The sequence below is a fragment of the Glaciihabitans sp. GrIS 2.15 genome (assembly GCF_035984695.1).
Lineage (GTDB): Bacteria > Actinomycetota > Actinomycetes > Actinomycetales > Microbacteriaceae > Lacisediminihabitans.
This window is the reverse complement of sequence record NZ_JAXCHU010000009.1, coordinates 33,501-53,742: the sequence shown is the minus strand read 5'-3', so window position 1 is coordinate 53,742 and position 20,242 is coordinate 33,501. Positions and strand designations below refer to the sequence as shown.

Annotated in this window: 20 protein-coding genes; 7 read left to right on the top strand and 13 right to left on the bottom strand. The window is 66.8% G+C overall.

What is annotated here, in order from left to right; genetic code table 11:
• Positions 1-113 precede the first annotated feature (113 nt).
• A complete protein-coding gene (locus RCH11_RS13510; RefSeq protein ID WP_327057541.1) occupies positions 114-554 on the top strand; it encodes an Lrp/AsnC family transcriptional regulator in 441 nt (146 codons plus the stop codon).
• A 524-nt stretch (positions 555-1,078) separates the two neighbouring features.
• Here RCH11_RS13510 and RCH11_RS13505 read toward each other — a convergent pair.
• A complete protein-coding gene (locus tag RCH11_RS13505) occupies positions 1,079-1,477 on the bottom strand; it encodes a GntR family transcriptional regulator (RefSeq protein ID WP_327057540.1) in 399 nt (132 codons plus the stop codon).
• A 375-nt stretch (positions 1,478-1,852) separates the two neighbouring features.
• Between RCH11_RS13505 and RCH11_RS13500 the strand changes: the two genes are divergently transcribed.
• On the top strand, positions 1,853-2,857 hold the full coding sequence (locus tag RCH11_RS13500) for an isopenicillin N synthase family dioxygenase (protein ID WP_327057616.1): 1,005 nt from the start codon (positions 1,853-1,855) through the stop codon (positions 2,855-2,857).
• A 290-nt stretch (positions 2,858-3,147) separates the two neighbouring features.
• On the opposite strand, the gene RCH11_RS13495 is transcribed toward RCH11_RS13500, so the two are convergent.
• Positions 3,148-6,627, bottom strand: coding sequence for a bifunctional proline dehydrogenase/L-glutamate gamma-semialdehyde dehydrogenase (locus tag RCH11_RS13495; RefSeq protein ID WP_327057539.1), 3,480 nt, complete (start codon positions 6,625-6,627; stop codon positions 3,148-3,150).
• Positions 6,628-6,798: 171 nt separating this feature from the next.
• On the opposite strand from RCH11_RS13495, the gene RCH11_RS13490 reads away from it, so the two are divergent.
• Together RCH11_RS13490 and RCH11_RS13485 are read left to right on the top strand one after the other, a co-directional pair.
• On the top strand, positions 6,799-8,334 hold the full coding sequence (locus tag RCH11_RS13490; RefSeq protein ID WP_327057538.1) for a phytoene desaturase family protein: 1,536 nt from the start codon (positions 6,799-6,801) through the stop codon (positions 8,332-8,334).
• 101 nt (positions 8,335-8,435) lie between these two features.
• The gene (locus RCH11_RS13485; RefSeq protein WP_327057537.1) at positions 8,436-8,630 is read left to right on the top strand and encodes a hypothetical protein; all 195 of its coding nucleotides are present in this window, start codon (positions 8,436-8,438) and stop codon (positions 8,628-8,630) included.
• 40 nt (positions 8,631-8,670) lie between these two features.
• On the opposite strand, the gene RCH11_RS13480 is transcribed toward RCH11_RS13485, so the two are convergent.
• Together RCH11_RS13480 and RCH11_RS13475 are read right to left on the bottom strand one after the other, a co-directional pair.
• Positions 8,671-9,216, bottom strand: a complete 546-nt coding sequence (locus RCH11_RS13480) for a thioesterase family protein (RefSeq protein ID WP_327057536.1) — start codon at positions 9,214-9,216, stop codon at positions 8,671-8,673.
• Positions 9,217-9,225: 9 nt separating this feature from the next.
• A complete protein-coding gene (locus tag RCH11_RS13475; RefSeq protein ID WP_327057535.1) occupies positions 9,226-10,146 on the bottom strand; it encodes a DNA-3-methyladenine glycosylase family protein in 921 nt (306 codons plus the stop codon).
• A 169-nt stretch (positions 10,147-10,315) separates the two neighbouring features.
• Between RCH11_RS13475 and RCH11_RS13470 the strand changes: the two genes are divergently transcribed.
• Complete coding sequence (locus tag RCH11_RS13470; protein ID WP_327057534.1) at positions 10,316-10,984, top strand: DUF3105 domain-containing protein; 669 nt, start codon at positions 10,316-10,318, stop codon at positions 10,982-10,984.
• A gap of 300 nt (positions 10,985-11,284) precedes the next feature.
• Here the strand turns inward: RCH11_RS13470 and RCH11_RS13465 are convergent, their stop codons facing one another.
• Positions 11,285-11,749, bottom strand: coding sequence for a hypothetical protein (locus RCH11_RS13465; protein WP_327057533.1), 465 nt, complete (start codon positions 11,747-11,749; stop codon positions 11,285-11,287).
• Positions 11,750-11,864: 115 nt separating this feature from the next.
• On the opposite strand from RCH11_RS13465, the gene RCH11_RS13460 reads away from it, so the two are divergent.
• Both RCH11_RS13460 and RCH11_RS13455 read left to right on the top strand, forming a co-directional pair.
• Complete coding sequence (locus tag RCH11_RS13460; protein WP_327057532.1) at positions 11,865-12,890, top strand: ATP-dependent 6-phosphofructokinase; 1,026 nt, start codon at positions 11,865-11,867, stop codon at positions 12,888-12,890.
• Between the two features lie 25 nt (positions 12,891-12,915).
• The gene (locus RCH11_RS13455; RefSeq protein WP_327057531.1) at positions 12,916-13,317 is read left to right on the top strand and encodes a DUF1304 domain-containing protein; all 402 of its coding nucleotides are present in this window, start codon (positions 12,916-12,918) and stop codon (positions 13,315-13,317) included.
• 183 nt (positions 13,318-13,500) lie between these two features.
• Here RCH11_RS13455 and hemL read toward each other — a convergent pair whose 3' ends face one another.
• The 8 genes from hemL to RCH11_RS13415 all read right to left on the bottom strand — a co-directional run bounded on the left by hemL (position 13,501) and on the right by RCH11_RS13415 (position 20,241).
• Entirely contained in the window at positions 13,501-14,874 is a 1,374-nt protein-coding gene (gene hemL, locus RCH11_RS13450; RefSeq protein WP_327057530.1) for a glutamate-1-semialdehyde 2,1-aminomutase, read from the bottom strand.
• Entirely contained in the window at positions 14,871-15,848 is a 978-nt protein-coding gene (gene hemB, locus RCH11_RS13445; protein ID WP_327057529.1) for a porphobilinogen synthase, read from the bottom strand. Before hemB ends, hemL begins: the two co-directional genes overlap by 4 nt.
• Positions 15,845-16,645, bottom strand: a complete 801-nt coding sequence (locus RCH11_RS13440; protein WP_442789052.1) for a uroporphyrinogen-III synthase — start codon at positions 16,643-16,645, stop codon at positions 15,845-15,847. The genes hemB and RCH11_RS13440 overlap by 4 nt, the downstream gene beginning before the upstream one ends.
• 14 nt (positions 16,646-16,659) lie before the next feature.
• Complete coding sequence (gene hemC, locus RCH11_RS13435; RefSeq protein WP_442789049.1) at positions 16,660-17,670, bottom strand: hydroxymethylbilane synthase; 1,011 nt, start codon at positions 17,668-17,670, stop codon at positions 16,660-16,662.
• Positions 17,613-18,785, bottom strand: coding sequence for a ferrochelatase (locus RCH11_RS13430; protein WP_327057526.1), 1,173 nt, complete (start codon positions 18,783-18,785; stop codon positions 17,613-17,615). The genes hemC and RCH11_RS13430 overlap by 58 nt, the downstream gene beginning before the upstream one ends.
• Positions 18,782-19,498: a hydrogen peroxide-dependent heme synthase gene (gene hemQ / locus RCH11_RS13425; RefSeq protein ID WP_327057525.1), complete on the bottom strand. Its 717-nt coding sequence runs from the start codon at positions 19,496-19,498 to the stop codon at positions 18,782-18,784. The genes RCH11_RS13430 and hemQ overlap by 4 nt, the downstream gene beginning before the upstream one ends.
• Positions 19,499-19,594: 96 nt before the next feature.
• Positions 19,595-19,834, bottom strand: a complete 240-nt coding sequence (locus RCH11_RS13420; RefSeq protein ID WP_327057524.1) for a DUF3618 domain-containing protein — start codon at positions 19,832-19,834, stop codon at positions 19,595-19,597.
• Complete coding sequence (locus tag RCH11_RS13415) at positions 19,831-20,241, bottom strand: phage holin family protein (RefSeq protein WP_327057523.1); 411 nt, start codon at positions 20,239-20,241, stop codon at positions 19,831-19,833. The genes RCH11_RS13420 and RCH11_RS13415 overlap by 4 nt, the downstream gene beginning before the upstream one ends.
• Between the last annotated feature and the right edge of the window lies 1 nt (position 20,242).

The following is a 20,242-nucleotide window of genomic DNA, read 5'->3' as shown; positions in this document are numbered from 1 at the left end:
GGTGTGGGGTCGTTCCAGTCTCACACGCACGCATCCAATCTTTGCCAGCGTAGGGCGCACAAAATCGCCGAAGATGGAGGAGACGGCACAACAATACGCCGTAGGGTAAGACCATGGACAGTCTCGACTATGGCATCATCGACCTTCTCCGCCAGAATGCCCGCGCCGGATACGGCGATATCGGAGAGGTGATCGGGCTCTCCGCGTCCGCGGTGAAACGCCGCGTGGACCGACTGGTCGCCGACAAAGTGATCCGCGGATTCACCATCCAGGTCGACCCAGCCGTCGACGGACTCGGTACCGAGGCCTATGTCGAACTCTTCTGCCGCGGGACTGTTGCGCCGGAGGAGTTGCGGCGCATCCTCGCCGGCGTTCCAGAGGTCGTGGATGCCGGCACTGTCACCGGCAGCGCGGATGCCATCGTGCACATGCGGTCCCGCGACATCCCCTCGCTCGAACTCGCGCTCGAACGCGTGCGGGTCGCCCCCAACGTTGACCACACCCGCAGCGCTATTGTGCTGTCGAAGCTCATCCACCGCACTCGCGAAGGGTAGGACGCCGAGTCTCGCCGAAACTCTTGGGTCTCGGCATCCATCATCTCTGAAGAGTGGGCGACGGCCGCGCGGAGCGCGCGTTGCGCAGAACCCAGTCGCGGATGCTATCCCGGTCCGCCGCTCAACGCTCGTTTCCGCCGGGTAACTGGCCGAGCGTTGAGAGGTGAACCGCAGGCGTCGCTGCGGTGGTCGCGTTCCTGCGCTCCGAGCGGGCGAGTTTCGAGAACAGGGCGAACTACCGTGTCGACCAGGGGCGGTCCCGTCGATCTGATCCACCCGGCTGATCCACCCGGCTGATCCACCCGGCTGATCCACCCGGCTGCGATGTGCCCTCCGCACAACGTTCGCGCCTGGTCGTCGCGGGTGGTCGTCACACGTGGTCGTCACGGGTGGTCGTCACGCGTGGTCTTCAGGGGTAGTCGTCACGGGTGGTCGTCACGCGTGGTCTTCAGGGGTAGTCGTCACGCGTGGTCTTCTCGCCAATCACGAGCGCGCGCCTGAGAACGCACACAAAGCGGGCAGCCTCAGCGCAGCGCGGCCCGCACCAGCTCGAGTGCGACGGCGGGGTCGAGACGCAACTGGCGGATGCGGGCGGCGAACGCCGCCGCGGCATCCTGCGCCTGGCGGCGGGTGGCATCGCCCGACGAAGCGACGAAGGTTCCGGCACGACCGCGCGTTTCAATCACGGCATCCCGTTCGAGCTCGCGATAGCTGCGGGCGACGGTGTTCGGCGCGATACCGAGGGAATCCGCCAGACCGCGCACGGTAGGAAGCTTGGCACCGGCGGCGATCGATCCGGCTGCCACGGCGTCGAGCACCTGCACGCGCAGCTGCTCAAAGTGGGGAATGGATGACGCGGGGTCGACCGTGACGACAAGATCGCCGATCAAGATCGGGCGGCGGGTGATGGGAAGATCGGCCACGGTAACTCCTGATGTCTAACGCTGTCGCACCTTTGAGCGTAGTCACCACCGGTAACCAGTCACCTGTAGCGGCCTCTTCGAGCAGGCTCCGCAGTCCGGTCGCAGCGAAATGCACGAGCTGCGGGTAAGCGGTTTGGCGTGCCTGTCGACCCTCGGGACCAGCCGGCCGGATGCGCGATTCGGGTACGCATCCGGCCGAGTCACTGCAGCCGTGCTCGGGTTACCCGGTCGCAGAGGGGATGCTGGAAACACGTCCCCCGGCATTGATTATGTGGGGACCGGAGGTGTCCGCACAATGGGGGACAGACCGCCAGTTCGGGGGGCTTCACGGGACGTAACACGGGCGCGCGTCTCCGAAAACCGATCGAGAATGAGATCATGCCACTCACACTTCCGGTGCTCGACCTCTCCCGACTGGATCGCGGCGAGCACGAAGCTGCGGCGTTTCAGCGCGAGCTGCGGGCTGCCACCCACGAATTCGGCTTCTTCTACCTGACCGGGCATGGCGTCTCCGAGGCGCTGCAGGATGCCGTCATCCGCATCGCCCGCCAGTTCTTCGAGCTGCCGGATGCCGCCAAGCTCGAGATCGAGAACCTGAAGAGTCCGCACTTTCGGGGGTACACCCGGGTCGGCGGCGAACTCACCAAGGGCACGGTCGATTGGCGTGAGCAGATCGACATCGGAGTGGAGCGTCCGACGGTGCCTCGCGGGCCGGGTGTCGCAGACTACTGGCGTCTGGACGGCCCCAACCAATGGCCTTCGGCGTTGCCCGAACTGCGGGAGGTCGTCACACAGTGGAATGACGCTCTCTCCCGGGTGGCGCTCACTCTTCTGAGGGCCTGGGCCGTGTCCCTCGGCGCCAAGGAGAACGTTTTCGATTCGAGCTTCGCTACGAATCCATCGACCCTCACCAAGATCGTGCGCTACCCCGGCAAGTCTGATCCCACTCCGCAACAGGGCGTCGGCGCACACAAGGACTCCGGGGTGCTCACCCTGCTCTTCGTTGAACCGGGCAAGGGCGGCCTTCAGGTGCAGCACGGAGACGGCTGGATCGACGCCCCTCCGCTGCCCGGGGCGTTCGTCGTCAACATCGGCGAGTTGCTCGAGGTCGCGACCGACGGCTATCTCACCGCTACCGTGCACCGGGTGATCTCGCCCCTCATCGGCACGGATCGCATCTCGGTGCCGTTCTTCTTCGCCCCCGCGCTGGATGCCACGATCCCGACCCTCACGCTGCCTCCGGAGCTCGCCGCCGAGTCGCGCGGAATCACCGCCGACCCGCAGAATCCGATTTTCCGCACCTACGGCGAGAACGCGCTCAAGAGTCGGCTGCGCGCGCATCCGGATGTCGCGGCGATACACCACCCCGACCTCGCGTAGCCGAGGCCGCGCGCCACAACCTCCGCGCCCGCGTGCGCCAGGTGCAGCACAACCTCCGCGCCCACGCGTGACACGTGCACCCAAACATTCCGGCGCGCGTGTCACTCGTGGGCGCGCAGAGGGAGGACGAGCGCGCGGGTGTCTCTCGTGGGCGCGAGTGTCACTCCCACCGCGCAAGCTGCCCGCATGCACGGGACGCGACGACGCAAGGCACGCACTGGCCGCGACGACGCGGGACGCGACGGCGCGCAGACGCGACGACGCGACGACGCGGGCCCGCCGCCCGGCGGTCAGAGCGCGACGAAGGTAGACGGGTCGGGATTGCCGAAGCGATGGGCGGTGATACTGATGGCCTGTTCGTGCAAGAACGGAAGCATCTCGATCCGGCCAGAGGTAGTCACGGGGCCAGCGAAGATCGCCACATCCGGATCACCGCCGAGTACCGTCGCGAGTGTGAGCCGGTCGCCGCCCAGCAGTCGGATGCGGCCGGGCCGGATCTCGCCAGACTGCAGGCGCGCGTGCCAGCGCACATCCGTCTCCACGACAACGGACTCGATAACGAGCGGCGGCACCGCCGAGCCGAAAAGGCGGATGAGTCCCGCCGCCACCGGCACCGCAGAGCTGATCGAAAGGGAGGCACCGGCGCGCGTGGCCGCCGCGATCGTGCGAACGAGCTGGGCGGGGGATGCCCCTTCGGCCAGGCGCACCGTCACCGCAACCGGCCGGTAGCGAAACACATTGCGCTCGATGCCGAGGCCCGAGACATCCTTGACCGTGCCGTATTCGTCAACCCAGGCCTGCTGGTCGCTCTTGGCCGCCGCGCGCACGCGATCGAACTCGAGAAACTCCATGCCATGCTGCGCCGCTTCGATCACGCGCGAGACCTTCTCGCTGAGACCCTTGAGCACCGCCGTGCGCCCGGGCTCGGCGAACACCGGCCGCCAGTCGCCGAGCCCGAGCAGATAGTTCGGTCCGCCGGCCTTCGCGCCGGCCCCGACCGCCGACCGCTTCCAGCCACCGAAAGGCTGCCGACGCACGACGGCACCGGTGATGCCGCGGTTCACGTAGAGGTTGCCCGCCTGCACGGTCTCGACCCACAGTGCGATCTCGCTGGCATCGAGCGAATGGATGCCCGCGGTGAGACCGTAGGCCGGAGCATTCTGCAGCGCGATCGCCTGTTCGAGCGTGTCGGCCTGCATGATGCCGAGCACCGGACCGAAGTATTCTGTGAGATGGAATTCCGACCCCGCAGCGACGCCGTCGCGGACGCCGGGCGACCATAGCCGCTCACTCTCGTCGAGTGAGCGCGGCATGACCAGCCAGGATTCACCTTCCGCGAGGGTGGTGAGCGCCGAGCGGAGCTTGCCCTGTGCCGGCTCGATGATCGGCCCCATCACGGTCGTCGCCTCCTGCGGATAGCCCACCCGCAAAGTGCTCACCGAGTCGATGAGCTGCCTCCGGAACCGCTCAGACTTCGCGACCGACCCGACCAGGATGACGAGGGATGCCGCCGAGCACTTCTGGCCCGCGTGGCCGAACGCACTTTTCACGACATCCGCCACGGCGAGGTCGAGGTCGGCGCTCGGGGTCACGATAATCGCGTTCTTGCCGCTCGTCTCGGCCAGCAGCGGGAGGTCGGGGCGCCAGGAACGGAATAGCTTCGCCGTCTCCCAGGCGCCAGTGAGGATCACGCGATCGACCGACGGATGCGCCACCAGCTCGCGACCGAGGTCGCCCTCGTCGAGATCCACGAATACGAGCACGTCGCGCGGCACCCCGCCGGCCCAGAGGGCTTCGACCATCACCGCGGCACTGCGGCGCGCCTGCGGAGCCGGCTTGATGATCACGCCGGCACCCGATGCGAGCGCGGCAAGCACGGATCCGGCCGGGATCGCGACCGGAAAGTTCCACGGCGGGGTAACCACGATCAGGCGGGAGGGTGTGAACTCGGCATCCGCGATCCGGTCGAGCTCGCGAGCACGTTCCGCGTAGTAGTGGGCGAAGTCGACGGCCTCACTCACCTCTACATCCCCCTCGAGCAGAGTCTTGCCGGTCTCGCTCGCCATCACCTCGATCAGGTCGGCACGGGCAGCGGCGAGCGCCTCCCCCGCACTGTGCAGCACGGTGGCGCGGGTATCCGATCGGCGCTGCCCCCAGCTCTCCCCGGCCCGGGCGGTCGCCGTGATCACGGCCTCGAGGGCGGGGAGTCCGGTGATCCGGGCCGCAGCGACGGCGGCGGCCCCGAGAGTCGACGTTGCGACTCGGGAGAGAATCTGGCGGCCCCACTCACGGTTGGCCGCGATTGAGGGATCGGTGTCGGGTTCGTTGGCGAAGGCGCGCGGCGCAGTGTCGACCGCAGCGATCGGCTCCGGCAGGCGACGGTCTTGCACACGGTGTGATGCCGGAACGGCGTCGGTCAGCCCCTCGAGTGAGGCGAGGAAGCGCCCGGCCTCCCGATCAAAGATGGCGGGGTCGCTCGCGAGATCGAAGACGCCGGACATGAAGTTCTCGCTCGACGCGTTCTCCTCGAGTCGACGGACAAGATACGAGATCGCGGCGTCGAACTCCCCCGGATGCACGACCGGGGTGTACAGCAGGAGACCGCCGACATCGCGCCTCACGGCATCCGCCTGCCCGCTGGCCATGCCGAGCAGCATCTCGAATTCCACCCGCGTGTCCACCCGACGCTGCTTCGCAAGAAGCCAGGCCCAGGCAATGTCGAAGAGATTGTGTCCGGCCACCCCGATCCGCACGGCGTCGGTGCGGGCCGGCTGCAACGACCAGTCCAGGATGCGTTTGTAGTTGGCGTCGGTGTCGCGCTTCAAGCCCCAGGTCGCGAGCGGCCATCCGTGCACCGTAGCATCCACCCGCTCCATCGCGAGATTCGCGCCCTTCACGACGCGTACCTTGATACCCGCACCGCCCTTGGCACGACGCTGGGTCGCCCAAGTGGTGAGTCCCTGCATGGCCCGAAGTGCGTCTGGAAGGTAGGCCTGCAACACGATGCCGGCTTCGAGGTTCTTCAACTTCGGTTGCTCGAGGATGCTGCGGAACACCTCGATCGTGAGGTCGAGGTCGCGAAACTCCTCCATGTCCAGGTTGATGAACTTGGTGGTTCGGGATGCCGCGGCGAACTCGTAGAGGGGAGTGAGCCGACGGACGACTCGCTTCACCGTCTCGTCGAACGACCACATCGACAGCTGGCTCGACACGGAGGAGACCTTGATCGAGACGTAGTCCACGTCGTCTCGCTGCAGCAGCTCACGGGTTCCGGTGAGCCGCCGATCGGCTTCCTCGTCGCCGAGCACTGCTTCGCCGAGCAGGTTGAGATTGAGACGGATGCCCGACCGGCGCAGCGTCCGCAGGCTGTGGTCGAGCTGTCGGGGACTCGCATCGAGCACGAGGTGGCTCACCATGCCGCGCAGCACCCGCCGGGCGATCGGCACGATCGGCCAGGGGATGATCGGGGCGAATCCCCCGCCGAGCTGGATCGCGACCCGCATATACCCGGGCAGAAAAGCCGGAATTTCCCGGGAGAGTTTCTCGAGGTTGCGGCCGGCGACGCGCAAATCTTCCGGCCGAACCACGCGGTCGACGAATCCGATCGTGAAGTCGAGACCGCGAGGGTCTTTGAGCACGCCGGCCAATCGTTGTTCCGAACGGTCTGGTGCGACTTCCGCACTCTCGGCAAGCCAGCGATGCACGGTGGCGACGGCCTCGGCGGCGAGAGCATCAGGGCTCGCGGGCGTATCGGCAGCAGTCGAAAGCATGTATCGAGACTACTTGCGCTCGCCACCGGCGGCTATTTTGTCAGAGCAGAGCGGTCATCGACCTCGGGCCGGAACGACTCGTAGACTCTGGTTCATGGCTGGGGAATCGGTACTGTCCGACGACAGGATGAACGAGTGGTGCTTGGTGAATGCGCACCCGGCGGAGCGCCGATGACGCGACAGGATGTCGTGATCGTCGGAGGCGGCCACAACGGTCTCGTCGCGGCGGCCTACCTCGCGCAGTCCGGGCGATCCGTCACGGTACTCGAGCGACTGGACCACCTCGGAGGTGCCGCCGTCTCGGCGCAGGCCTTCGAGGGCGTCGAGGCGCGGCTCTCTCGATACTCCTACCTGGTCAGCCTGCTACCGGCCGCCATTATGCGCGACCTCGGCCTCGACATCCGTCTCGAGCGTCGTCGCTACAGCTCATACACCCCGCTGCCCGGCACCGATCGCGGCCTTCTCGTTGACAACGGGGATGCCGCGGCCACCCGCCGCTCGTTCGATACTCTCGGCGCCGACTTCGACGCTTGGCAGTCGTTCTACGGTCGCACCGCCGCTCTCGCCCGCGCCGTCTTCCCAACCGTCACCGAACCGCTGCTGCGGCGATCGGAACTGAAGCGCCTGGTGGATGCCGCGGACTGGTCCGACTTCATCGATCGCCCGATCGGCGAGGTGATCGAGCGCTGCTTCACCAACGACCTCGTGCGCGGAGTCGTGCTGACCGATGCCCTGATCGGCACCTTCGCCCCGGCCGACGACCCGACGCTCGCGGCCAACCGCTGCTTCCTGTACCACGTGATCGGCGGCGGCACCGGGGACTGGGATGTTCCGGTCGGCGGCATGGGCGCGGTCACCAGCTCGCTCGCGAACGCTGCCCGCACGGCCGGGGCCTCCCTCGTCACCGGAGCCGAGGTCATATCGATCGCTCCCGACGGCGAGGTGCGCTATCGGCTCGACGACGACGAGTTCATCCTGAATGCCGGCACCGTGCTCTCCAATGTCGCCCCGCAGGTGCTTTCCGGCTTGCTCGGCGAGGTGAGTGAGCCCGCCGAGGGCGCCCAGGTGAAGGTCAACCTCCTCCTTCGGCGGCTACCCCGGCTGCGCGACGCGTCGCTCGATCCGGCCGCGGCCTTCGGCGGCACCTTTCATATCAACGAGGGCTACACGCAGCTCGAGCGGGCCTTCCGGGCGGCAAGCGCCGGGAACATCCCGAGCCCGCTACCCGCGGAGATCTACTGCCACTCCCTCACCGATCCGAGCATCCTCTCCCCCAAGCTGGCGGCCTCTGGCGCCCACACTCTCACCGTCTTCGGGCTCCATACCCCGCATCAGCTGGTCACGGCAGCCACCAATGACGCCGTGCGCGCCGCGCTCGAACGGGCGGTCATCGACTCCCTCGACAGCGTGCTCGCCGAGCCGATCGAATCGCTCTTACTGACGGATGCCGCTGGCCGCCCGTGCATCGAGACGAAGACCACTTACGACCTCGAGTCCGCACTCGGGCTGCCGGGAGGCAACATCTTCCACGCCCCACTGTCCTGGCCATTCGCCGAGGACTCGGCCGATCTTGGCACTGCGGCCGGGCGTTGGGGTGTCGCCACCGCTCACGAGAACATCCTGCTCTGCGGGGCCGGCGCGCAGCGCGGCGGCGGCGTGAGCGGCCTCGGCGGTCACAACGCCGCGATGGCCGTGCTCGAGGGGTAGCCGTCCGCCGCTGCCTCCCGCGCTTTGCCTCCCGCCTTCGAGCCGGTTAAACTGCTGTGAAGCAGCGTGTTGAGAATGCTGCGGAATCAAGGAGCTTCGCCATGGCAACGTTCGACCAGTTTGCGAACCAGGGCGGCGCCGCCGCAGGCGACGAGTCAGAGGTTGCTGCGGCCAAGGCCAAGGCCGATGAGTTGCTGCGCCAGAGCGCGGATGCCGCCCAGGCCGCCGACTTCGGTGGCGGCCCGCTCGGCGCCCATCCCGAGGCCGACGCGGTCGAGGATCCCGACGCAGTCTAGAAGCCCGACGCAGTCTAGGATCCCGAAAGCAAGGCGCTTCCTAGTCCCACTCGCTCGGAGCGGCGGCGCGTGCCGCTGGCAACGCGACATCCATTGCCCAGCGAGCCATCCAGTCGGGCAGCGGATGACCGGTGATATCGATACCCGCCACCTCGGCCACCTCGGCCGTGGTGACGGTGCCGCCGGTCTTCCTCACGAACCGGCCGCGCGTTGTCGCGCGCGCGTAGATCTCCCCCTTGACCACCGTGCGCTGCTCCACGTAGACCGCTTTCGCGTCGTAACCGACAATGCGGGTTTCGAGAGTGAAGCGCTGCCACGGCATGAGGGAACGCCGAAAACTGATCGTCTCATCCGCCATCACCGGGAAGAATCCGGCCCCGAGCAGCCGGGACCAGACGCCCGAGCGCTGCAGCAGGTCCATGCGGCCGAGATCCATGATCGACAGGTACACACCGTTATTCATGTGGCCTAGCACGTCAAGGTCGGTCGGGAGCACGCGAAAGGTCATGCGCCCGACCTCATGGGGGTCGAGGCGCGGGCCGTTGCGGCGCAGCCAGACGAGGAAGGTTCGAAAGATGAGGTGCACGGGACAACGCTAATGGCGTCGGTGATCCTGGATCGTCATCCGCGGCCCGAACCGTGGTTTCGCGAAGCCGCTCGCCTCGATCAGTCGCATCACGCGTTGCCGGTGCCCGGTCCAGGGGGCGAGCAGTTCGAGCATCCCGTCGTCGTCCACCGGGCTGCCGATGAGTGCCCAGCCGACGACCGCGGGCAGGTGGTAGTCACCGACGCTTACCGAATCCGCGTCGCCATGGGCGCGCTGGGTCGTCTCGGCGGCTGTCCAGATACCGACGCCAGGCACGCTGCGCAATTTCTTCGCCACCTCGGCGCCGCCCCGACCGAGTAGAAGAGTGCGCTCCAGGCCACCGGCGACGGATGCCGCGGCAATCGCCGTGCGAGAGCGGTGCGGGTCGACCCCCGCCGCGTGCCACTCCCAGGACGGGATCAGGCGCCAGGCCCGAGCGGACGGGAACACCCGCATGCCGCTGGGCGCTGGGCCGGGCGCTGGCTCCCCGTTGGCGCGCACGAGAGTCGCCCAGGCACGCCGCGCCTCCTTGCCCGTCACCTTCTGCTCGAAGATCGCCGCGACCATCATCTCGAGCACGAGACCGGTACGCAGCAGCCTCAGCCCGGGATTGCGCCGCTGAGAGTCGTGCAGGAAGGCGTTCTGCGACACATCGAAGTCGGCGCAATCGTCGCCACTGCCGAGCAGCTCCGGCACCGCGGCAATCGCCCACTCCGCGCCATCCCCCCACGCCGTCGCCGTCACTATGCCGCGCTGCGAAGCGAGGTGCAGGGTGGCGGCGCCGAGTGGCGTCGGCAGGGTGCGCCAGACGCCCGAAGCATCCCACTGCATCGTCGGATCGGCGGCACCACGACTGAGCGGTCGCAACGTCTGGGCGAGATCGAGCGGATGCGGCGGGCTGTAACTGCTGCTGAGCGGCGCCTGTTCCATGCTTTTCAGACTACGGGGACGCCTCCGACAAAAGAGCAAACAGAGCGACCAAGCGGTGCCACTACCGCCCGCGGATGCGCCGACCGTTTCGGTGGGAACCAGCTGGTGACGGTGACCAACACGCCGGTCCAAGTGGTGAAATAGAGAGTTCCCCATCGAAGGAAGCCCCGTGACCCCTGCTACCCCCACTCCCGGCTCGCCATCACCGAAGGCCAGCCGCGAGAGCAAGATCGAGGCCATGCGCGCCGCCGAAAAGCACCGCACACGAGTACGTCGCGCCGCCATCACGATCGCCAGCGTGGCGGCTGTCGCCGTGATCGCGCTCGTTGTCACGTCGATCGTGCTCACCTCGAAGCCCGCCGCAGCACCGTCCGCAGGCTCAAGCAACTCCGCCAACGCGGAAATCAGAGGCCTCACGTCCTACAGCAACACCGCCGGACACGTGCAGGGACCGGTCACCTACGACCAGACCCCGCCGGCCGGCGGACCGCACAACGCCATCTGGCTCAATTGCGGAATTTACACAGAGCCTGTGCCCAATGAGAACGCGGTGCACGACCTCGAGCACGGTGCGGTCTGGGTCACCTACGATCCGTCGCTGCCGGCCGAATCCGTCTCCAAGCTCCGCGAGCGGATGCCCTCCACCTACAGCGTGCTCTCGCCCTACCCGGGGCTGCCGGCCCCGATCGTGCTCAGCGCCTGGAACGCCCAGGTGACAGTGTCATCGGTGACGGATCCCCGAATCTCACAGTTCTTTGAGAAATACCGGAATAGTGGGAACGCTCCGGAGCCCGGAGCCCCCTGCACGGGCGGGCTCGACGCCCCGGGCAAGCTCTAGCGCGAGCTCGTCCTTGGAGCGTGGTCGCACCGATCGACCCGGGACTTCGCCAGCTCCCCCGAGACCACTTGCCGCGCATCCCCTGCTCCGGCTGTAACCGTTCCCACGATCCTGCTGTTCCTCGTGCTCACCCCGCTCGCCGTCGCTGAGGGGAGCGGGCCGCGGCGGGTCGAACTGGTGGGGTGCGACGAGCGCGCCGCCGACACGGCGTGCTCCGAACATCCACTCGTCGTAACGGAGGATGAGGCCAAGAAACGGCACTGGCCCCGCTGTGTGGCGGTGCCTCCCTTTGTGGTGACGCTAACGCGCCGGGCAGGTGATAGGCACTCCGTTGATCTGCTGCACTCCGCCACCGAGTGCCGCGCACTGGTTGAGCAGGGCCACTGCCGCGCCGACGATAGAGACGATGATGACGATCGAGATGATGAAGAACACGATCGACAGGATGAGGCCAGCGAGTGCGAGACCGTTCTTGTTGCCGGACTTCCTCGACTTGAATAGCCCGATAGCGCTGACGATGATCCCGGCAGGGCTCACGAAGAATGCAAGGATAAAGCCGACGATTCCGAGGGTGCGGCCCGGGTTCACCGCGGCCGGCTGGGCATAGACCGGGGCGGATGTGGCGTTGGCATGCCGCGCGGGCGGGGCCACCGGAGCAGTGGTGCCCGCGTCGGGAGCCGGCGACACCAGGGGCGTGACCGGAGGCGTGACCGGAGGCCGGCCGTCGGACGGATTGGGGATGGGACCCCCGTTGAGATCGGACATGATGCTCCTTGGATTGTGGGCGCGCAGCCCCGCGGCCTACGCTTTCCCCGACTCTAGCTAGCGCCGTCGGTACTGGTGTGATCGGCAGGCGGTCAACCTAGGGAAGGATGGTGTCATGAGCATTGGAATCCTCACCAGCGGTGGAGACTGCCCCGGGCTGAACGCGGTGATCCGCGGCGCCGTCCTCAAGGGCACACAGATTTACAAACAGCAGTTAGTGGGCTTTCGGGACGGCTGGCGCGGTGTCATCGAAGGCGACATCATCCCGCTCGAGCGCAAAGACATCCAGGGCATCGGTAAGCAGGGTGGCACCATCCTCGGCACCTCCCGCACCAACCCCTTTGAAGCAAACGGTGGAGCGGAGGTGGTGCGAGCCAACATGGAGCGACTCGGCGTCGACTCCCTCATCGCAATCGGCGGAGAGGGCACTCTCGCGGCCGCCAAGCGCCTGACGGATGCCGGCATCAAGATCGTGGGCGTGCCCAAGACCGTCGACAACGATCTCTCGGCCACCGACTACACCTTCGGCTTTGACACCGCCGTGCAGATCGCGACCGATGCCATGGACCGCCTGCGCACCACCGGCGACTCACACGGCCGATGCATGGTCGCCGAGGTGATGGGTCGGCACGTCGGCTGGATCGCCCTGCACTCTGGCATGGCGGCCGGCGCACACGCGATCCTGATCCCGGAGCAGAAGACCTCGATGGACCAGATCGTGGCCTGGGTGCAGTCCGTCGTAGATCGCGGCCGGGCGCCGCTGGTCGTGGTAGCCGAGGGCTTCCACCTCGACACCATGGATGACGCCCACTCGGAGCGCGGGCTCGATGCGTTCGGACGCCCGCGACTCGGTGGCATCGGCGAGCTCATCTCTCCGGAGATCGAAGCGCGGGTGGGTATCGAGACGCGCGCGACGACGCTCGGCCACATCCAGCGCGGCGGTACCCCGACCGCGTACGATCGCGTGCTCGCGACGCGGTACGGCATGGCGGCGGTCGACTCCGTGATCCATGCACGCTGGGGTCGCATGGTTTCGCTCAGCGGCACATCCATTACGCACGTCGCGTTCGAGGATGCGCTCGGCAAGCTCAACACTGTGCCACAGTCCCGCTACGACGAGGCCGCGATCCTGTTCGGCTGATCAGGTTTCTGCCACACTGGCGCCCATGAACCAACCGCTCCTCGTTCTCAGTGCGATCTTCGTGGCGCTCGCCGCCCTGCTGCACGTCTACATCTTCACGCTCGAGAGCGTGATCTGGTCCCAGCCCACCACGTGGAGGATTTTCGGCGTCCGCACCCAGCGTGATGCCGACATCATCAAGCCGATGGCCTTCAACCAGGGGTTCTACAACCTATTCCTCGCGGTAGAGGCCGGGCTCGGGGTCATCCTGCTCGCAGTGTCGCGGCCGGTGGCGGTCACGCTCGTGCTGGTGGGTGCCGGCAGCATGGTGCTGGCTGCACTCGTGCTGCTGCTCTCGTCGAAGACCACCCGCCGCTCGGCGCTGATCCAGGGTGTGCCACCGTTCGTCGGTCTGCTTTTCCTGCTGCTGTCTGCCCTCGCCAGCTGATCACCCTTCGCTGCTCGTTACCCATGCTGGTCACGTGCACCACCCGCGGCCGTGGCGGGTGCCATCCTGAATCGACTTGGTAGTTGTTGCGACTTTGCGGGCGGAAAAGTCGCAACAACTACCAAGTCGATTGCCCCAGGCGAGTGACCGACTCGAGTGGCCGACTCGAGTGGCGAACGCGCGTCAGACGGTCGGGGGGACCGCCGCCGCCGCCGCCCGCGCCGCTGCCGGCAGGGCCTCGAGGACACGGGACACCGCGGTCTCGTCGTGCGCGGCCGTGACGAACCAGGCTTCGAACACCGAGGGGGGAAGTGACACCCCCGCGTGCAACATCGCTTGAAAGAATGGTGGATAGCGGAAGGCCTGCTGCGCCCGCACCTGATCGTAGTTGCGCGGCTTCGTGGCCGAGAAGGCGAACGAGAACAGGTTGCCGGCGCGTTGTACCGAATGCTCGACGCCTTCAACGCTCAACGCCGACGACACGGCGACGGCGAGCTGGTCGGCGACAGCGTCCAGGCGGGCGTAGACCGAAGCATCCGCGGCACGCAGCGTGGAGATGCCTGCCGCGACCGCCACTGGATTGCCACTGAGCGTTCCGGCCTGGTAGACCGGGCCGAGCGGTGCGAGATAGTCCATGATGTCTGCGCGGCCACCGAGCGCGGCAAGGGGAAGACCCCCGCCGATGACCTTGCCGAAGGCGAAGAGGTCTGGCATCCACCCCGCGCCATCGGGAACGACCCTGGCGGCCTCAAGGCCCCACCAACCGGCCGGACCGACGCGGAAGCCGGTGAGCACCTCGTCGAAAATCACGAGTGCACCGTGCTCGTGGGCGATTGCCGCAAGTTCACGGTTGAATCCGCGCTCTGGCGGCACAACACCCATGTTTGCCGAAGCCGCCTCCACGATCACCGCGGCGATCTTCTCGCCCTGTACCGAAAAGAGCGCCCGGACGGCGTCGATGTCGTTATAGGGAAGCACGATCGTCTGCGCGGCCGTTGCCGCGGTCACACCGGCTGACCCGGGCAAAGCGAGGGTGGCGAGCCCCGAACCCGCCTCGGCGAGCAGGGCGTCGGAGTGCCCGTGATAGTGCCCGGCAAATTTCACCAGCAGGTCGCGGCCGGTGAACCCGCGAGCGAGACGGATGGCCGTCATGGTCGCTTCGGTGCCAGTCGACACCATGCGGATCTTTTCAATCGGCGTCTGCACCGACCCGGTGAGCTGGCCGGAGCTGGTGGTCGATTCCACCCGCACACGCTCGCGCACGAGCTCGGCGAGCTCGGTCTCGCCGGGAGTGGATGCCCCAAACGAGAGACCTCGAGCGGCGGCATCCTGCACCGCCCTGACCACGGACGGATGCGCGTGCCCGAGAATCGCTGGACCCCACGAGCTCACGAGGTCGACGTATTCACGCCCGTCTGCATCGATGATGTACGGTCCGCGAGCCGACACCATGAATCTCGGTGTGCCGCCGACCGAGCCGTAGGCTCGCACCGGCGAGTTAACGCCACCAGGGATGGAGAGTTTCGCCCGGGTGAAGTAGGTCTCGTTGATACTCATGAGCGCAACCAATCTGCCAGTTCGACGGCCCAGTAACTCAGAATGGCATCGGCTCCGGCGCGCTTGATGCTGACGACTGACTCTTCGATCGCGCGGCGGCGGTCGATCCAACCGTTGGCCGCGGCGGCTTCGATCATCGCGTATTCACCCGACACCTGGTAGGCCCATACGGGTACCGGGCACACGGCCGCGGCGTCGGCGAGCACATCCAGGTAGCTCATGGCGGGCTTCACCATCACGATATCGGCGCCCTCCTCCACGTCGAGCAATACCTCGCGCAGTCCCTCGCGGCGATTGGCCGCGTCGAGCTGATAGCTGCGACGATCACCGACGAGCGACGAGTCGACGGCCTCCCGGAATGGCCCATAAAAAGCGGAGGCGTACTTGGCCGCGTAGCCGAGGATCGCGGTGCCGCCGAAGTCGTTGCTGTCGAGAGCGTCGCGAACGGCGGCAACCTGGGCGTCCATCATGCCGCTGAGGCCGAGCAGCTGGGACCCGGCGGTGGCCTGCGCGACAGCCATGTCCCGGTAGCGAAGCAGGGATGCGTCGTTGTCGACGCTCCCGTCAGCGGCGAGCACCCCGCAGTGGCCGTGGTCGGTGAATTCATCGAGACAGAGGTCGGTCTGCACGACGAGAGCATCGCCGACCTCGGCGACCACCGCGCGGGTGGCGACGTTGAGAATACCGTCGTCGGCCGTCGCTCCGGAGCCGATACCGTCCTTGTGCTCCGGGATGCCGAAGAGCATCACGCCCCCGACGCCAGCCTCGGCCGCTTCCAGAGATGCGCGCCGTAACGAGTCGAGCGAATGGTTGACCACACCCGGCATCGACGAGATCGGCACCGGCTCGCGCAGGCCTTCGCGCACGAACATCGGCAACACCAGCTCGGCCGGGTGGAGCCTGGTTTCGGCGACCAATCGTCTCATCGCCGGGGTCGCTCGCAGGCGACGGGGTCGGATGCTCGGACCGGTCATGAATCGCCCTCCTGGCGGTCGGTGTGAACAGCATCGCTCGCGTCCGCATCGTGAGAGATCACGTATTCCGCGAGGCCCTCCACGAGGGAACTCGCCGAGCGCAATTCGGCGATCACATGCACGGTCAACCCGGCCGCGCGGGCATCGAATGCCGTGCGCGGGCCGATGGCGGCTACGACGGTCTCGTCGGGCAGCGGCGCGAGCTGCGCCTGCACCTGGCGAGCGACACTGCCAGAGGTCACCAACACGGCCCGGATGCGGCCGGACGCGACATCCGCCGCCACATACTCCGAGACGGGTACACCCACGGTGCGGTACGCCGAGACGTATTCCACCTCGAGTCCGAGGGTGGCGAGGCCAGCCACCAGGGTCGGTTCGGCGATATCAGACTGGGGGATGAGCACCCGACCGATGATGTCGGAGGCTGGCCACTCCTTCACAAGGCCGCGGGCGGAATTGTCGCTCTCGGGCACGAAGTCCACGCGGTAACCGGCGAGAGTGAGCGCGGCTCCCGTCGTCTCTCCGACGGCCGCGATCCGTGTGCTCGGTGGGATGGTGACCTGCTGGCTGATCAGCACGTCAACAGTCGTAGCGCTGGTGATCACTAGCCAGTCAAATTTTCCCTGCTCAAGGCGCTTGAGCGCGTTCGAGAGCTCCCTGGCATTTTCTGCACTCGCGAAGTTGATCATCGGCGCAATCACGGGGATGGCGCCGTAGGTGCGCAGGTTAGCGGCGACGCCGTCACCCCAATTGCCCCCGCGCGGAACCAACACACGCCAGCCGGCCAATGGCTTCAGGCTGCGATACGGGTTCACAAGACGGCTCCGACAGGAACGATATCGGCGGCACCGAGCGTGAGGAGTTCACCGGCCACCCGGTTGCCGAGCTCCGTTGGCAGCAGCGCTCGCTCGGAGGGGCTGCCTTCGAGCACGAGGGCGTGCGAACTGGTGAGCGAACTCGTGCCATCGGGCGCGTACACGGTGGCGGTGAGGAAGAGCATGTCGCCGTCGACGACTCCCGCGGCCCCGATCGGCGCGGCGCAGCCGGCCTCCAGGCGAGCGAGAATCGCTCGTTCGGCGAGAACCGCGAGACGGGTGGACGGATGATCGATGGCCTTCAGCATTGCGGCGAACGTGCTCGAATAGTTGTCTCTCACCTCGATGGCCAGGGCTCCCTGGCCTGGAGCGGTGGCCCACTTGCCCAGCTCGAAGAACTCCGTCACTGCGTCGAGTCGCCCGATCCGGCCGAGACCTGCCGCAGCGAGCACCACGGCATCCAGCTCGCCCTCGGCCACCTTGCGCAGGCGAGTGTCGATGTTGCCGCGGATGTCCACGACCTCCACATCCGGTCGCCAGCCCCGCAACTGGGCGGCCCGCCGCGGCGAGCCGGTACCGACCCGCGCGCCGGGGGGTAGTCCCTCGAGGGTCAGGCCGTCACGCGCGCAGAGTGCATCGCGAGCATCCGCCCGCTTCGGAATGGCGCCGATGCGCAACCCGGGGTAGGAATCGGTCGGAAGGTCTTTGAGCGAGTGGACGACAAGATCGCAGGCCTCGGCGAGCAACGCCTCACGCAGCGCGCTCGCGAAAACCCCGGTGCCGCCCAGAGTCGCGAGCGACTCCTTAGAATGGTCGCCCTCGGTAGCGATCGGCACGATCTCCACCTCGAGACCGGATGCCTTGGCCACGGCCGAGGCCACCACACGGGTCTGCGCGAGGGCGAGCGCGCTGCCGCGCGTACCGATACGCAGGATGCTGCTGGATCCGCTCACGGAACCTGCCCCGCGAGCGCGGGCTTGAATCCGAGGCGCACGTTCTCGCAGCATCCGGAACGACACACGTCGTACCAGGGTCCGAGTTTGGTGAGGGCCGGGCGTTCGGCCACCGGCACTGCATCGCGGCGCTCCACCACGAGGTCGATCAGCCCCGACACGTAGGCCGCATGGATGCCCGGTGTCGGCACCCTGATTGCGAGCACGCCAAGCTCGTTCGAGGTCTCCATCGCTTCGGTGTCGAGATCCCACTTCACTTCCATGTGATCGCTCACGAAACCAAGGGGCACGATTACCACCGCGCGGATGCCGTTGCCGGCGAGGTCGCGGATGGCGTCGTTGATGTCGGGCTCGAGCCACGGCTGGGTGGGTGGTCCGCTGCGCGACTGGAACACGAGGCTCCAGTTAGCGTCCGTCCCGGCCACGACAACCTCCGCCACCGCCCGATGCTGGGCGGCGTAGGCGCCACCCTCGCCGAAGTCCCGGAATGAGGGGCCGCTCTTTGCGGCATCCGTCGATGGAATCGAGTGGGTGGAGAACAGCACGTGCGTCTCGCTGAGCGGGATGCCCGCCGCCGCGACCTCGGCGAGGCCCGTGCGCAGGCCCTCCATGAACGGGGTGACGAATCCGGGGTGGTCGAAGAATTGACGCACCTTGTCGATTTGGATCACTCCGTCGAGTCCGGCATCGGTAAGTGCAGCCGCATAATCCTCGCGGTACTGCCGGCAACCGGAGTAGGAGCTGTAGGCACTCGTGCCGATGGCGATCAACTTGGTGAACCCGCGTTCGTTGGCCTCGACGACGGCGTCCCGAATGAACGGCGCCCAGTTGCGGTTGCCCCACAGCACGGGAAGGTCGATGCCCCGTCGCTCGAGTTCGGCCTCGAGGGCAGCCTTGAGATCGCGGTTCTGCTGGTTGATCGGGCTGATTCCGCCGAACGCCCGGTAGTGGTGGGCCACCACTTCGAGCCGCTCGTCCGGGATACCGCGCCCGCGGGTCACGTTACGCAGAAACGGGATGACATCATCCTGGCCTTCCGGCCCGCCAAAGCTCGCGAGCAGAATGGCGTCATAAGCGGTCGGCGCCGTGACGTGCTCGGGTCCGGCCTTCGCCGCATCCGTCGCGCCGCGAACCAACTCCCCGGCTAGCTCACCGTTTGTGATGGTCATCGGAGCACCTCGGCAATCTCGGTGACGGCGATGCGTCGACCGGTGTAAAACGGCAGTTCTTCGCGCACGTGGCGACGCGCTTCGGTCTGCCGCAGGGCACGCATCAGGTCGACAAGATCGACGAGCTGGGGGGCTTCGAGCGCGAGGATCCACTCGTAGTCCCCGAGAGCGAAGGATGCAACAGTGTTGGCGAGCACCTGCGGGTAGGCGCCGCCTTTGCGCCCGTGATCCGCCAGCATGGATCGCCGCTCCTCGTCTGGAAGGATGTACCACTCATAGGAGCGTACGAAGGGGTAGACCGTGAGCCACGCCTCCGGCTCCTTTGTCCCCATGAATGCGGGACGGTGGCTCGCGGAGAACTCGGCATCAACGTGCACGCCCATCGCGTTCCAGGTGGGCACAAGCGTGCGAAGCATCTCGGTGCGGCGCAGTTCACGAAGCGCCCACTGCAGGGTCTCGGGCGCGCCCCCGTGCAGCCAGATCATCAGGTCGGCATCAGCACGAAGACTGGAGACGTCGTAGAACCCGCGGACGGTAACTCCGGCGCCTTCCACTACTGCAACCGCGGCGGAGAGCGACTCGGCATTGTCACCAGCTGGCACCGCACCATCTCGGCGAAGAACCGCCCAGAGGGTGTATCCGGTCGTGGTGTGGTCTTCGGGAATGCTGGCGTCCTCGACGGGAAGCCCGTTTTGGATCGGGGTGGTGCTCATGCCGTCTATCCTCCCCCGCATTGCTGCGAGAACAAAAAGCGGCCGAGCCTCAGTGCGAAATTTTCTTCTGTTCTACCGATGGTGAACTGACGGTGTCTAGTCGTCGCCGAAGATCGCCCAGGCTACGATGCCGCCGATGACGACCACGGCTGCGGTCGCTCCGATTGTCCACGGTACGGGGTTCTCCGCGTAAGATGACTGCACTTTAGCTGTCAGTTTGCCGACCTGCTTCGGCACATTAAGCCGGTCCTCGATCTCATCAAGGGTCTGCGCGAGTTCCGAGCGCGTAGCGCTGATCCTCGTCTCGATCGAATCGGACGATGGGGTATCGCTCATCGGTTCTCCCGCTTTCCGAGTCCCTTGATCACAAGGACGTCTTTCTTGACGCTTTTGATGGTCTCGGTCGGCGCTGGCGGAACGCCCTTCTTCACCTGGCGAAGACCGACGGACACGAGAATCACCACGATCACCAGAAGGATGCCGGCCACGATGAGCGCAGCCAGCCAGCCCGGCATGATCGTCGCAAACGCGAGAATGGCGGCGGAGATAAGCACGGCAAACAGGAAAAACGCCACGAAGCCGGCCCCGGCGAATAGGCCGACCCCGATGCCTGCGTGCTTGATCTTGCCGATCAGCTCGCTCTTGAACTGCTCGATCTCGTTCTTCACCTGCCCGATTACGAGTCGAGGCAAGTCGGCGACGAGGGCGAAAATCGACTTGCGTGAGGGAGCGTCGTCGTTCACG

Bases quoted from the DNA above. Each gene is read 5' to 3' on its own strand.
- RCH11_RS13510 (WP_327057541.1), top strand. From the start codon at position 114: ATGGACAGTCTCGACTATGGCATCATCGACCTTCTCCGCCAGAATGCC.
- RCH11_RS13495 (WP_327057539.1), bottom strand. From the start codon at position 6,627: ATGCTTTCGACTGCTGCCGATACGCCCGCGAGCCCTGATGCTCTCGCC.
- RCH11_RS13490 (WP_327057538.1), top strand. From the start codon at position 6,799: ATGACGCGACAGGATGTCGTGATCGTCGGAGGCGGCCACAACGGTCTC.
- RCH11_RS13485 (WP_327057537.1), top strand. From the start codon at position 8,436: ATGGCAACGTTCGACCAGTTTGCGAACCAGGGCGGCGCCGCCGCAGGC.
- RCH11_RS13475 (WP_327057535.1), bottom strand. From the start codon at position 10,146: ATGGAACAGGCGCCGCTCAGCAGCAGTTACAGCCCGCCGCATCCGCTC.
- RCH11_RS13465 (WP_327057533.1), bottom strand. From the start codon at position 11,749: ATGTCCGATCTCAACGGGGGTCCCATCCCCAATCCGTCCGACGGCCGG.
- RCH11_RS13460 (WP_327057532.1), top strand. From the start codon at position 11,865: ATGAGCATTGGAATCCTCACCAGCGGTGGAGACTGCCCCGGGCTGAAC.
- RCH11_RS13455 (WP_327057531.1), top strand. From the start codon at position 12,916: ATGAACCAACCGCTCCTCGTTCTCAGTGCGATCTTCGTGGCGCTCGCC.
- hemL (WP_327057530.1), bottom strand. From the start codon at position 14,874: ATGAGTATCAACGAGACCTACTTCACCCGGGCGAAACTCTCCATCCCT.
- hemB (WP_327057529.1), bottom strand. From the start codon at position 15,848: ATGACCGGTCCGAGCATCCGACCCCGTCGCCTGCGAGCGACCCCGGCG.
- hemC (WP_442789049.1), bottom strand. From the start codon at position 17,670: ATGCTGCGAGAACGTGCGCCTCGGATTCAAGCCCGCGCTCGCGGGGCA.
- RCH11_RS13430 (WP_327057526.1), bottom strand. From the start codon at position 18,785: ATGACCATCACAAACGGTGAGCTAGCCGGGGAGTTGGTTCGCGGCGCG.
- hemQ (WP_327057525.1), bottom strand. From the start codon at position 19,498: ATGAGCACCACCCCGATCCAAAACGGGCTTCCCGTCGAGGACGCCAGC.
- RCH11_RS13420 (WP_327057524.1), bottom strand. From the start codon at position 19,834: ATGAGCGATACCCCATCGTCCGATTCGATCGAGACGAGGATCAGCGCT.